Genomic DNA, 13,888 nt, shown 5'->3' with positions numbered 1-13,888 from the left:
GCCCTTAAACAAGCTAACGAAGCACGTCTTCACATCTTAAACGAGATGAAGAAAACGATTGCTGCTCCACGTGAAGATTACAAGGACCACGCTCCTCGTATCGTTTCCCTAAGTATTGACAAGGAATTCATAGGTGCGGTAATTGGCCCAGGCGGTAAAATCATTCAGGAGATGCAACGTGAAACTGGTGCATCGATCTCTATCGAAGAGGTTGGTAACAAAGGTATCGTTGAAATCTTCGCTGATAACAAAGCTGCAATTGATGCTGCTGTTAAACGTATCAACGCTATCGCCGCTAAACCGGATATAGGTGCTACTTACGATGGTAAAGTGAAATCAATCATGCCATTTGGTGCATTCGTTGAGATCATGCCAGGTAAAGACGGACTGCTGCACATCTCTGAGATTGCATGGGAACGTTTGGAAACTATGGACGGCGTGCTGAAAGAAGGCGACAAAATCCAGGTGAAATTACTTGATATCGATAAACAAGGAAAAATGAAGCTTTCCAGAAAAGCTTTGCTGCCGCGCCCGGCCAGACCGGAAGGCACACAGGAAAACAAACCTGCATAAGAATTGTCATAAACCCCGCATTTTGCGGGGTTTTTTGTTTTAGAATTGGTTATTTTTTTATATTTACTTCCTCAAACCAGCAGCCTTTTTCTAAGTGTTTGGTTTGGAAATCAATAAACGAGAAACATGAAACACCTGATTGCCCCTTCAGTTCTTTCTGCTGATTTTGCCAATTTACAACGCGACGTGGAAATGATCAATTCCAGTGAAGCAGATTGGTTCCATGTTGACATTATGGATGGTGTATTTGTGCCCAATATCTCATTCGGTTTCCCGGTGATGGAAGCCATTGCAAGACATGCAAAGAAACCGCTGGATGTGCACCTGATGATCGTTAATCCTGATCAGTATATTGAACGCTTTGTAAAAGCAGGAGCATCAAGTATCACGGTACATTATGAGGCTTGTCCTCATTTACACAGGACCGTCCAGTCGATCCACGAGGCCGGAGCAAAAGCTTCTGTAGCATTGAATCCGCATACGCCTGTAGAACTTCTGACTGACATCCTTATTGATCTTGATATGGTGCTGATCATGTCAGTAAACCCTGGCTTTGGGGGACAACAGTTCATCCCGAATACGCTTGACAAGATCCGCCGCTTAAGGAGCCTGGCCAATATGCTGAATCCCGACCTGCTGATCGAAGTGGACGGGGGAGTAGGCCTGCACAATACACCGGACCTGATTCATGCTGGTGCTGATGTACTGGTTGCCGGAAACGCAATTTTCGCCGCTGCGTCGCCAGCTGAAATGATTTCCTCGATGAAGCATCTGCCTTCTGCTCAAAGCAATAGTATATAAGCTCTATGCTTTCAGTAGTTAATTTCAAAAATGCCGGTTTAATTTCCATAAAACAATTACATTTACAACATATAAATAGCATATAAAATGAGACATAATTTTGGAGCAGGTCCCTGCATTCTACCCCAGGAAGTATTTAAACAGGCATCACAAGCCGTTTTAGATTTTAAAGACGGGTTATCGATACTGGAAATCTCCCACCGTACACCTGAGTTTGAGGCGGTAGTAGCAGAAGCTGTTAAACTGGTTAAAGAATTGTTAAATGTGCCTGAAGGTTACTCGGTATTATTTTTACAGGGTGGTGCAAGTCTGCAGTTTGCCATGGTTCCGATGAACCTGATGAGCGAAGGACAAACTGCAAGTTACCTGGAAACTGGTGTCTGGGCAAATAAGGCAATTAAAGAGGTGAAGAACTTTGGATCGGCTAATGTTGTAGCTACATCAAAAGAAGCTAATTTCACTTATATCCCTAAGGATTTTTCTATTCCTGAAGACAGTGCTTATTTCCATTTTACCTCCAACAATACTATTTACGGAACAGAATTGCTGACAGTGCCTGTAACTAAGGTTCCTGTAGTTTGCGATATGTCTTCTGATATCATGAGCAGGGTTATAGACGTATCTCAGTACGACCTGATCTATGCCGGTGCACAGAAAAATATTGGTCCTGCCGGTGCTACTGTAGTGATCGTTAAGGACGAGATCTTAGGTAAAACAACTAACAAGATCCCTTCAATGCTGGATTACAGACAACACATCGAGGGTGGTTCTATGTACAACACGCCTCCTGTATTTGCAATTTATGTGGCAATGCTGAACCTGAGATGGCTGAAATCCAAAGGTGGTGTTGCTGAAATTGAAAAAGAGAATATCGCGAAAGCAAAAGCTTTATATACGGAGATTGACAGAAATCCTTTATTCAAAGGAACCTGCGCAGTTGAAGACCGTTCAAGAATGAATGTATGTTTCGTTATGGAGAATCCTGAACTGGAAAAACCATTCCTGAAATATGCTGAAGAAAACGGAATGGAAGGAATTAAAGGACACAGAAGCGTAGGCGGTTTCAGAGCGTCTATCTACAATGCCCTGCCTATTACAAGCGTACATGCATTAGTAGAATTAATGCAGGATTTTGCCGAAAAAAACCAAAAATAAAATTTAATGACTAAGATACTTGCAAACGATGGGATTGATCCTATCGGAAAACGATTATTAGAAGAAGCCGGTTTTATTGTAGATACAGAAACCGTTGCACAGGATAAACTGATTGAAGCACTGCAAAATTATGACGGTATCACTGTAAGAAGTGCTACCAAAGTACGCAAAGATGTAATTGACGCCTGCCCGAACCTGAAACTGATCGGTAGAGGTGGAGTTGGAATGGATAACATTGACGTGGAGTATGCACGTGAAAAAGGTGTTGCAGTAGTAAATACGCCAGCAGCATCTTCATTATCTGTAGCTGAACTGGTATTTGCACACTTATTTACCGGTGTCCGCTTTTTACAGGATGCAAACCGCAAAATGCCTGTTGAAGGTGCTACCAACTTTAACAAACTGAAAAAGGATTATGCCAAAGGTGTTGAACTAAAGGGTAAAACTTTGGGTATCATTGGTTTTGGTAGAATAGGAAGAGCTACTGCTTCAGTTGCTTTAGGACTGGGTATGAATGTTCTTGCCTATGACCTTTATCCCTTTGAAGGTGCGATCACGCTGAAATTCCAGGGCGATCTTACACTGGATATTCCTGTGAAAACAGTTGCACTGGAAGAAGTAATTGCAAACAGTGATTTCATCACTTTACATACCCCATTTGCAGATAAGCCTATTTTGGGCGCGGCTGAATTTGATCTGGTAAAACCGGGAGTAGGAATTGTAAACTGTTCAAGAGGTGGTACCATTGATGAGCAGGCGCTGATCAATGCATTGGATAGCGGCAAAGTTTCTTTCGCGGGACTTGATGTATTTGACAATGAACCTACGCCATTACAGGCTTTATTATCGCATCCTAAGATTTCATTGACACCACACATCGGTGCGGCAACAAATGAAGCTCAGGAACGTATTGGTGAAGAATTAGCTTCACTGATCATTGCGCATTTCAATAAGTAAGATTTGAGGTTTAGGGGCTTAAGCTATTGAGCCCCTAAACTTTATTGTTTCCTTCTTGTGGTGGTATAGCTGTATATTCCCCATCCCACAATGATTATTCCCAGTACAATTATCAGATAGGTATTTGTATCCTTTTTCTCTGCTACCTGCGCTGTTTTCGCTTTCAGCTCATCATTCTGCTGCTGCAGTTTTTTGATGGTCAGCATATATCCTTCAATACGTTTATTGGTATTACTGGCATTGCTCTGTACTTGCTGTACTTCCTGGTCCTTGTAATTCATGAGGATCTTCAGTTCCCTGAAAATATTGTTGTCGCTTAGGATGATCCCTCTCAGGATTTCATTGGAGTTGCGCAGGTCGTTTTTTGTCTGCAGGCCAAATATTCCTGTACGCGCATTCAAACTGAGATCATATTGCCCAAACTTGGCACTGCGCTCTGCAAGCAGGCCATTGATTTTTAGACGTTGAAACTGATAGGCTGAGGTGTCGTTCTGGAGAGCCATCGCATTCAGGCCTCCGCTGATAAGGAGGAAAAGGAGCAAAAATCTGATCATATGGATATTTTTGCTGTATGCAGCAAACACTATGCCTTACAACCGGGACAAAGGTAACAAACAAACTACCCGTGAAACTGGATGCGCACGATATCGCTCAGGTGTAATCCCAGCAATCCGCTGGCTTTTCCTTTATTGATCGCGATCTCGAGGTGGTTGCTGATCCCGAACAGGCACAACTTTTCCCCTTCGGGAACTTCGTTATAGTGCCAGCTCAGCTGGGTGATAGTTTCGCTTTTTCTGAAGTACAGGGTGAAATCGCGGTTCCGCTGGATTTTCGTAAACAGCTCCTTGGTGATATTTGTAATTACATTGCAGAAGGTGTCAATATATATTACGCTTCCCCTGATCATATCTTTTTCGATAACCGGGTTCAGCAGCATTCTTTCCTCGATACCCTCAGCAGGCAGGCCAATGTCTTTCAGCTTTCCGCCTTTGGCCAGGTGGATGGCTGCTTTCACAAAAATATCTACCAGTGGAAAGTGCAGGTATTTCAGGTCCTGCATGATATTGAGCTCTACAATTTCGTCAGGCTTGCCCTCAAAGAGCAGGGAAAAGATGCCGTTATCGGCACCTACAAAATAATGGTCCTGGTATTTTAGGCCCACATATTTTGTGTTTTCGCTGAACACTGAATCTATACCAATCAGATGCACAGTACCTTTAGGAAAATAGTGGTAAACATTCTTTAAAACGAAGGCTGCATACGAGATATTGAAGGAAGGAACTTCATGGGTAATATCAACGATAGTGGCTGTAGGCAAGATCGTCAGGATACTGCCTTTGAGGGCAGCCTGATAAAAATCTTTGGAACCTAAATCTGTCGTTAAAGTGATAATGGCCATTAAATATTGAATATTTATTCTTATTCTTGCGTATGCGGTAACCCGCCTGCAAATATTCAAATTTAAATCAAAATATACACCTCTATCCTAAAAACAATATTTTGAACGAACTTAAACTAACATTAGAAACAGTAAATCCGGCACAATTCTGGGGTTCCAACAATGAACATTATGAGTTGATCAAACGCGCATTTCCGAAGCTGAAAATTGTTGCCAGAGGCAACGAAGTGAAGGTGTTAGGGGATGAAGAGGAGCAGAAATTATTCGATAAGAAGTTCGGCAAACTGGTAGGGCACCTGGAGCAGTATGGTTCGTTAAATACGAATGAAATTGAATCCATCCTGGCTATTAAACATAGCGCAGAACTGGATGATGCGGCTCCCGCAAAACTGAATGGGGGTGGTGGTGAGGTGATTGTCTTTGGAAACAATGGATTGATGATCAAGGCCCGCACGGCCAATCAGCGCCGGATGGTGGACAGTATTGTAAAGAATGATGTACTTTTTGCCATCGGCCCTGCCGGAACAGGTAAAACTTACACTGCCGTGGCACTTGCTGTCCGCGCATTGAAAAATAAAGAGATCAAAAGAATTATACTCACAAGACCAGCGGTTGAAGCGGGGGAGAACCTGGGCTTCCTGCCGGGCGATCTGAAGGAAAAGGTAGATCCTTACCTTCGTCCCCTGTATGATGCCCTGGACGACATGATCCCGGCCGAAAAACTGAAGCTGTACCTGGAGAACAGAACGATTGAAATTGCCCCGCTGGCTTTTATGCGCGGAAGGACACTAGATAACTGTTTTGTAATCCTGGATGAGGCACAGAACTCTACAGACCTGCAGCTGAAAATGTTCCTTACCCGAATGGGTCCTTCTGCGAAATTTATCGTCACGGGAGACGTGACCCAGATAGATTTACCAAAGAAAGGGATGTCAGGTTTACATAACGCTTTGCGTATCCTTGATGATATTCCTGGAATTGAGATCATCTATCTGACAGGCGAAGATGTAGTAAGACACAAATTAGTGAAGAGGATTTTGAAAGCCTACGGAGATATACAATAATTTTTAACAATAAATTGATGTGAACCATCAACAACATGAGAGCAATAAAAGAAACCAATTTTAAATTTCCAAAACAGAGCAGTTTTTACAAGGGTAAGGTACGTGACGTATATACTATTGACCACCGTCTGATGACGATGGTAGTGACAGACAGGATTTCTGCATTTGATGTGGTACTTCCTGAAGCTATTCCTTTCAAAGGCCAGGTACTGAACCAGATTGCAGCTAAATTTTTAGAGGCAACAGCCGATATCGTTCCAAACTGGGTGATTGCTGTGCCGGATGAAATGGTAACAATCGGAAGAATCTGCGAACCTTTTAAAGTGGAAATGGTAATCCGTGGTTATCTTGCAGGACATGCCTGGAGAGAATACAGCGAAGGTAAACGCAGTGTTTGCGGCGTAGCACTGCCTGACGGACTAAAAGAAAACGATAAATTACCAGCACCGATCATCACGCCTACAACAAAGGCCAGTGTAGGACATGACGAAGATATTTCAAGAGAGGACATCCTTGCAAAAGGTATCGTTTCAATCGTAGATTACGATCGTCTGGAAGAATATACCCAGGCCCTTTACAAGCGTGGTACTGAGATGGCTGCCGAAAGAGGACTGATCCTGGTTGATACGAAATATGAATTTGGTAAAGTTGGGGAGGAGATTTTCCTGATTGATGAGATCCACACCCCGGATTCTTCCCGTTATTTTTATGCTGAAGATTATGAGCAGCGCCAGGAAAAAAATGAACCGCAGAAGCAGCTTTCCAAAGAGTTTGTACGGAAATGGCTGATTGAAAACGGCTTCCAGGGTAAGGACGGACAAGCAATTCCGGTAATGACACCGGAAATCGTAGATTCGATCTCTGAACGTTACATAGAACTTTATGAGCAGATTACAGGTGATAAATTCATCAAGAACGAACAGGACGATATCCTTAACAGGGTTGAGCAGAATGTTTTAAACAGTCTTACTGCACTTTTGTCAAATTAATTTCTTAATTTGTTTGCATCAAATAGCACTAATATGAAATTTTCAGTTGATAAACATGAAAAGTATGTGGTCCTCAGATTGGAAGAAACCTGTTTGACCACGGAGAACGCTCCAAGGTTGAAATCTGAATTCATCCTGCTGAATGCTGAAGGCTATTGTAACATAGTCATGGATCTTTCTGTAGTGTCTTCCTGTGATGATTCACAGGATCTGAGCTGTCTTCTGGTAGGAGACAGGTTATGTAAAAAAGCTAAGGGTTTATTTATTGTGACGGGAGTGACAAAGTGCATCCGCCAGTTGCTGGAGATGTCATCTATCGATCAGTCGTTAAATATAGTAGGTCAACTGGAGGAAGCTGAAGATCTGATCTTCATGGAAGAAATTGAAAAGGAATTACTGGGGAGCTTTGATCAGGAGATTGAATGAAATTTGAGGTTACCATTTTAGGGAGTAGTTCTGCTACCCCTGTATTTAATAGAAATCCAACAGCACAACTTTTAAATTGTAACGAAAAGATCTACCTGATAGACTGCGGCGAAGGTATGCAGCATCAGCTGATCCGCTTTGGCCTCAAAGCCAGCAAAATCGATGCAGTCTTTATCAGTCACCTCCATGGCGACCACTACTTCGGCCTCATCGGACTGCTCTCTACAATGCACCTGAACGGACGCGTAAAACCTTTCCAGATCTTTGGACCGGCTCCCCTCAAGGAGATCCTGGAAATGCAATTCAAATACTCAGACACCATCCTGCGCTACGAGATTGATTTCGTAGCCACAACAGCTGATATCCCAAGAATAATCTTCGAAAACCAGGACATGACCGTTGAGACGATCGTCCTGAACCATCGTATTCCCACCACCGGATTTAAATTCACGGAGAAAAAACGCCAGCGCAAACTTATCTCGGAAAAACTGGAAGCAGACAACATCCCGGTAGAATACTACCCGCTGCTGAAGAGAGGACTGAACCTGGAACTCCCCGGCGGAAAACTGATCGTAAATGATGAGTATACCCTGGATTCTGATGATCCAAAGTGTTACTGTTACTGCTCGGATACCCTCGCAGACGGAACATACCTGGAAAGCATCAGGAACTGTACCATGCTCTACCATGAAGCAACATTCCTCGATGAATTAGTTGACAGGGCAAGCTTAACGCACCACACCACTGCACTACAAGCCGCCCAGGTGGCTAAAACAGTTGGCGCAACCAAGTTGCTGATCGGCCACTTCTCATCCCGCTACAAAACGCTGACGCCCCTTCTGGAAGAAGCACTAACTGTATTTGAAAACACGGAACTCGCACTAGAAGGAAATACATACGCCATTTAGGGATTGTTCTGTGGGGGATAAAAAAGGTCTGCAGTATTACGGCGGCATAATTTTGCAAGCAAAACAACGCAAGGCCGTAATACTGCAGACCTTTTTTATAATCCCAGAAAATCCTAAAGGCTCCTTCATCCATGCATGATGCAGACCTGCATATCGCATACCTGTATATCGCATACCTACACAATGTATACTTACATATGCATTTTGCATACCTGCTTATTGCATACTTGCATATTGCATACCGGCATATTGCATACCGGCATATCGCATACCTGCATATTGCATACCTCCATAATACATAAGTTTATACTGTATAGCAGCATATGGTCTACTTACATAATGCATAGCCATTTAACCATATTTGCATACCTGCATACCGCATACCTGCATCATGCACACCTGCTTAATGCAAACATGTAAAAAAAATAAAATATACAAAAGATACAATGACTTAATGCGTCATAAAGGTAACCGGTTGAGGGGCATGTAATATCCATGGTTACGCCCCAAAAATACGGGTTGACATTTGATTATGCACCTGACAGGGGAGCATATTCCTGACCGGATATACTGCGGAGTTTATTCCAATCAAAAAGGGTTAAGTGTTTTCGTTGCCTTCTAGCGCCCTTCAGCGCTAGGCAGCATCGAAAATACTTAACCCTTTTTGATTAACCAACATCTCAAACAGTAATCTCCTGTCAAAGATGCCTTAATCAGGCGAAACCCTTATTTATCTTTAGAACCCCCTCCAAAAACCGAGAAGTGTACATACCGCTTAGGATTCTCTTTCAAATCTATAATCAAATTATCCAGATTCTTGGAAGCATTATTCAGGTTATCATACATCTTGGTATCGTTAACCAATAGGCCAAGCGTACCCTTGCCATCATTAACCTTGGTAACAATACCCTGCAAATCAGCAACAGCCTTATTAGCATTATCAATAGTCTGTTTAAAGTTAGCAGCGGCAACCTGATCAGTAATCGTATTTATATTATTTAAAATCGCATTGATCTTCGCATTGTTGTTCTTCAAATTTGCAGAAATAGACTCAGCATTCGCTAAAATTGCTGAAATCCTTTTGCCTTCAGTACCAACCAATCCATCAACTTTCTTAGAAGTCCCTTCTAAAGACGCTAATGTAGCAGCAATGCTGTTGAAACTTTTGTTAACGTTATTCTGGAAGTCAGGGTTAAGAATAGTATTCACACTGGTAAGGATAGAATCCATTTTACCAATAATCAGCTGCGCTTTCTTCTGTACCGGCTCAACCGCTTCCATAAGGTTCTGCGCAACATTCGCGTTCAGTGTATCACCATCCAGCGCGTAATCTTTCCCCGTACCCAAAGCCATTACAATTGCCTTGCTTCCTAAAAGGTCAGTACCTTCAAGGCGTGCAATACTGTTTTTAGGGATATCATATTTACCTTTGATTTTCAGCGTAGCAACGATCTCACCATTGGGCTGTAAAACCAGTTTATCTACACGGCCGATCTGGAATCCGTTGATCAGTACGGGTTTTGACACTGCCAGACCATCTACGCGGGCGTATCTGGCATACAATACAGTTTCACTTGAAAAAATTGAATTACCCTTCAGAAAGTTATATCCGATGATCAGTACCGCGATGGAAAAGGCTGCTAATATGCCTACTTTGGTTTCGTTTGCTATTTTCACTTATGCTTAGTTTACTTAATTTATTTCAGTTTCTTTCTTGTACGTTTTTACAGCTTTGAAGATTGCGTTCACAATTTCTGCCTGTCCGCTGGCCGAATTCATGTAGTCCTCTTCGGCAGGATTTGAAATAAATCCTATTTCGGTGAGTACAGAAGGCAAGCCACATCTTTGCAGGACTAAAATTCCCTGTTCTTTTACACCTCTGTCCAGCCGGTGGTTTTCTCTGGTGTAATTGTTCTGGATCAGCTTCGCTAACCGCAGGCTTTTGTCTCTGTATACATTCTTAAACAAAGATAGTATAATAAATGTTTCGGGATCCTTCGGATCGTATCCATCATAATGCTTTTTATAGTCTTTTTCCAGACGGACATCGGCATTTTCCCTGATTGCACCATCCTGTTCGTGGAGGCGGTGGCTTCCGGCAACGAATGTTTCTACGCCGCGGGTCGATTTATTCTTTACATAACTGTATTTGGGAATTTTTTTTCCTTTTCTTTTGGTGTAGCCTGTTACTACCCTGTTGTCGGGCATTGAATTGCAGTGGATCGCAATAAATAAATCTGCTTTGGCATCATTTGCCTTTTCGGCCCGCTTGTACAAAGATACATCAGTGTCGGTTTTACGCGTATAAAGGATCTTTACACCCGGCATTTCAGCTTCAAATTTCCTGCCTAGCTTGAGTCCAACCTGCAAGGCAATGTTTTTTTCGAGGGAGTAACTACCAGCTGCACCAGGTTTATCACCACCGTGGCCCGGGTCAATAACGATAGTTTTTACTCTATATCCCTGGGAAAAAACGCATTTAGCGCTCATAAAAAGTACAAGTGTAAACAGGAATATATTTTTTTTCAGTAACATTTCAATTGTCTGATTTTAATGAACGGACATCATGAATACACCATTTCAGCCATCTTGTTTGGGGACAAAGATAGTATAATAAAAATTTTAGTTTCCCTTGTCGTAAATGCTATGCTTTAAATTACCAATTATTACCCCTAATGATCAAAACTATTTGAACATACTAAAAATATTTTTACATGACAATCAGCTGATAATCTTGCATTTATATATTGTCAGGTAAATATATTCAGGCAAAATTGGATTTGCTCCCGGCAATGCTATATTTTTCATTAATTTTGAGCGTTTTGGGATAAACACTGGCACAATTGTTACATTCATTCACGAATTTGAGATTCTTACAGACCGTTATTTTATTGAGTTCATTCGTAATGCTGGTGTTTGCCGGTCATTCTGCGTTTGCATTTTCCTCTTCCGCTTCCATGCAGGTGATGCAGCAGCAGGACACCACCAAAAGGCTACCCCGACCTGCACAGGATACATCCAAAAAGTCGATCAAAGCAGGCAGCGAAAAAATAGAATATTCGGCGGTCGATTCCACGAAATTCAGCAAGGACAGAAGTATTATCTATTTATATGGTAAGGCAAGGGTGATCTATCAGTCCTTCGAGCTTGATGCGGACTATATTACCTACGATTCCAAAACCAATACGGTATTTGCCAGCGGCAGAAAAGACCCGAAAAGCAATAAATACCTGGGAAAGCCCATTTTTAAAATGGACAAGGAAGGTTCTTCCGTAGCTGATTCCCTGTTTTACAATACGAAATCAGGAAAAGGAAGAGTGTTCAATACCTTCACTGAACAAGAGGGAGGGTTCTTCTCCGGCGGACAAAGTAAACGCCAGCCCGATAACGAAATCAATGTGAAAGGCATGACCTATAGTACATGTGACCTGCCACATCCGCATTACGGACTGTTCATCACAAAAGGAATCGTGACCGACAAGCAGATTATCACAGGGCCGGTGTACCTGAAGATTGAGGATATACCACTTCCATTAGGACTTCCCTTTGCATTTTTCCCGAAACCCAACAAGAAAAACAGCGGGGTTATCCTGCCGAGTTTTGGTGATGATGCCACCAGGGGATTTAACTTTCAGAACTTTGGGTATTACCTGATCCTGAATGATTACTGGGACGCGAAATTCCTCGGAACACTTTATACCAGGGGATCATACAGCGGGTCTGTCACATCGAGTTATAAAAAGAGATATAAATATACGGGTAATATTAAGGTTGACTACGCGAGTAACCGTTACGGGGTGGAAGGAACACCTGAATATGAACCCAGAAAGGATTACAGTATCCAGTGGGTGCACACGCAGGATGCAAATGCCAAGCCGGGGACAACCTTCAGCTCAAACGTAAACATTAAAACCAGTGCTTACAATACGAATACGGCAGGTGGTAACTCTTATAATCCATATGCCATCGCTGAGAATATCCTGTCGTCAGGTATCAGTTATTCCAAAAACTTTTCCAACGGGATCAACTATTCCTTAGCCGCTACGCATAGCCAGAATACATTGTCGAAAGATGTGGCGATTACATTGCCTTCCTTCAGTATGAACGTACCTACTTTCAGTCCCTTCGACTCCAAAAAGAGGGTGGGTGACCAGAAATGGTACCAGAAGCTGACAGTTGGTTACAGTGTTGTAGCCACAAACTCTATCGCTACCAAAGACAGTCTCCTGTTCTCACAGGAAAGTCTGAATAAGCTGAGTAATGGTATCCAGCACACAGTACCGGTTTCAATCAACTTTACAGCTGCAAAATATTTCAACTTCACAGCGGGAGCAAACTACCTGGAGAAATGGCAGTTTCAGTCGACACGCCAGACAGCTATAAAAGGGGTAGTTTCAGGCGGTGTGCTGCAGGCTTATACTACGAAAATGGATACTGTTGACGGCTTTAAACGTTCAGGGGAATACAGCTTTAACATGGGAGTGTCCACCAAGATCTATAATACTGCACAGTTTAAAAACTTAGGAAACTTAAAAGCATTGCGCTGGGTGATGACCCCAAATGTGAACATGAGTTACCGCCCGGATTTCTCTGCACCTTCCTACGGATACTATAAAGACCTGTTATATCAGGATGGCACACATGTGATTGATCCGATCACAGGAAGAAACAGAAAGTATTCCATCTTTAGCGGTACTACCTATGGTGGCCCTGCCGAAGGCGAAAGCGGAAGCATTAGTTTCGGTTTAGACAATACTGTAGAGGCCAAAGTGCTGTCTGCAAAAGATACGACAGGCAGCGGAACAAGGAAGATCCCGATTATCCAGGGTTTAAGTATCAACAGTTCATACAATTTCCTCGCTACATCTTTCAAACTAACAGACCCTACGTTCAGCGGACGCTCGCAGTTCACCGATAAACTGGGTTTTACCTATGATGGATCATTCAGTCTTTATGATACGCGTGACTCGATCACCAGCACAACTACAAAAGTGCGCAAGATGATCGACCGCTATACTGTCCCTTCACTGACAAGGTTCGGTTTCTCATTCGGGTACAGCTTGAATGCTGAAGCTTTTAAAGCCCGCAACCAGGCAATAGATAATACGACTAAACAGGTTCAGCAAACGGGTATGACACCGGAGCAGGCCGCACAGCTGCAGGAAGTAAGCAATGATCCAAATGCATTTGTGGATTTTAAAATTCCATGGAATTTTACTTTCTCTTATCGTTTCGACTACAGTAAGCCCCTCACAGAATTTAGATCAACTACTACGAATACACTGAACTTTAATGGCGACTTCAATGTAACGCCAAAATGGAAAGTACAGTTTACGTCGGGTTATGATTTTAAGACCAATGGTTTGTCTCCGACATCGTTCTCGATCTACAGGGATATGCACTGCTGGGATATGAGTATCCACTGGATTCCAATCGGTACTTACAGGAGTTATAACCTGACGATCAAAGTTAAGGCATCAATCTTGCAGGACTTAAAACTGAGCAAGCAACAGGCTTATTATACACGTTTTTAAAGAATTTTATGTTAGCTGAGATCATTACCATAGGTGACGAGATACTGATCGGCCAGATTGTAGATACAAATTCTGCATGGAT

13 protein-coding genes are annotated in these 13,888 nt (G+C 42.6%); 9 read left to right on the top strand and 4 right to left on the bottom strand.

Going from position 1 to position 13,888, the window contains the following annotated elements:
* The 4 genes from ABWY16_RS07905 to ABWY16_RS07890 form a co-directional block, all read left to right on the top strand.
* The coding region (locus ABWY16_RS07905; protein ID WP_353904104.1) for a S1 RNA-binding domain-containing protein at nt 1–573 on the top strand (573 nt) is incomplete at its 5' end.
* 126 nt (nt 574–699) lie between these two features.
* Nucleotides 700–1,374: a ribulose-phosphate 3-epimerase gene (gene rpe / locus ABWY16_RS07900; protein WP_353904103.1), complete on the top strand. Its 675-nt coding sequence runs from the start codon at nt 700–702 to the stop codon at nt 1,372–1,374.
* An 87-nt stretch (nt 1,375–1,461) separates the two neighbouring features.
* Nucleotides 1,462–2,529 (top strand): 3-phosphoserine/phosphohydroxythreonine transaminase, encoded by a 1,068-nt coding sequence (gene serC / locus ABWY16_RS07895; RefSeq protein WP_353904102.1) that lies wholly within the window; start codon nt 1,462–1,464, stop codon nt 2,527–2,529.
* A gap of 6 nt (nt 2,530–2,535) precedes the next feature.
* Nucleotides 2,536–3,486 carry a D-2-hydroxyacid dehydrogenase gene (locus ABWY16_RS07890; protein WP_353904101.1) on the top strand — a complete coding sequence of 317 codons (951 nt, stop codon included), beginning with the start codon at nt 2,536–2,538 and terminating at the stop codon, nt 3,484–3,486.
* A gap of 41 nt (nt 3,487–3,527) precedes the next feature.
* Here the strand turns inward: ABWY16_RS07890 and ABWY16_RS07885 are convergent, their stop codons facing one another.
* Together ABWY16_RS07885 and ABWY16_RS07880 are read right to left on the bottom strand one after the other, a co-directional pair.
* Nucleotides 3,528–4,040, bottom strand: coding sequence for a hypothetical protein (locus tag ABWY16_RS07885; protein ID WP_353904100.1), 513 nt, complete (start codon nt 4,038–4,040; stop codon nt 3,528–3,530).
* A gap of 65 nt (nt 4,041–4,105) precedes the next feature.
* Entirely contained in the window at nt 4,106–4,885 is a 780-nt protein-coding gene (locus ABWY16_RS07880; protein WP_353904099.1) for an SAM hydrolase/SAM-dependent halogenase family protein, read from the bottom strand.
* Between the two features lie 101 nt (nt 4,886–4,986).
* On the opposite strand from ABWY16_RS07880, the gene ABWY16_RS07875 reads away from it, so the two are divergent.
* Genes ABWY16_RS07875 through ABWY16_RS07860 form a run of 4 tightly spaced genes read left to right on the top strand, consistent with a single transcriptional unit; the run spans nt 4,987 to nt 8,272 of the window.
* Nucleotides 4,987–5,949: a PhoH family protein gene (locus ABWY16_RS07875; protein ID WP_353904098.1), complete on the top strand. Its 963-nt coding sequence runs from the start codon at nt 4,987–4,989 to the stop codon at nt 5,947–5,949.
* A 35-nt stretch (nt 5,950–5,984) separates the two neighbouring features.
* Entirely contained in the window at nt 5,985–6,938 is a 954-nt protein-coding gene (locus ABWY16_RS07870) for a phosphoribosylaminoimidazolesuccinocarboxamide synthase (protein WP_353904097.1), read from the top strand.
* A gap of 33 nt (nt 6,939–6,971) precedes the next feature.
* A complete protein-coding gene (locus ABWY16_RS07865; RefSeq protein WP_353904096.1) occupies nt 6,972–7,364 on the top strand; it encodes an STAS domain-containing protein in 393 nt (130 codons plus the stop codon).
* A complete protein-coding gene (locus ABWY16_RS07860) occupies nt 7,361–8,272 on the top strand; it encodes a ribonuclease Z (RefSeq protein ID WP_353904095.1) in 912 nt (303 codons plus the stop codon). Before ABWY16_RS07865 ends, ABWY16_RS07860 begins: the two co-directional genes overlap by 4 nt.
* A gap of 726 nt (nt 8,273–8,998) precedes the next feature.
* Here ABWY16_RS07860 and ABWY16_RS07855 read toward each other — a convergent pair.
* Nucleotides 8,999–9,949, bottom strand: a complete 951-nt coding sequence (locus ABWY16_RS07855; protein ID WP_353904094.1) for an MlaD family protein — start codon at nt 9,947–9,949, stop codon at nt 8,999–9,001.
* A gap of 15 nt (nt 9,950–9,964) precedes the next feature.
* Entirely contained in the window at nt 9,965–10,762 is a 798-nt protein-coding gene (locus ABWY16_RS07850; RefSeq protein ID WP_353904093.1) for an N-acetylmuramoyl-L-alanine amidase family protein, read from the bottom strand.
* A gap of 401 nt (nt 10,763–11,163) precedes the next feature.
* Here ABWY16_RS07850 and ABWY16_RS07845 point away from each other — a divergent pair, with 401 nt between their 5' ends.
* Complete coding sequence (locus tag ABWY16_RS07845; RefSeq protein WP_353904092.1) at nt 11,164–13,806, top strand: putative LPS assembly protein LptD; 2,643 nt, start codon at nt 11,164–11,166, stop codon at nt 13,804–13,806.
* Nucleotides 13,807–13,888 lie beyond the last annotated feature (82 nt).

This window comes from Pedobacter sp. (assembly GCF_040513095.1).
In the GTDB taxonomy this organism is placed as follows: domain Bacteria; phylum Bacteroidota; class Bacteroidia; order Sphingobacteriales; family Sphingobacteriaceae; genus Pedobacter.
This window is presented reverse-complemented; position numbering and strand designations above follow the sequence as displayed.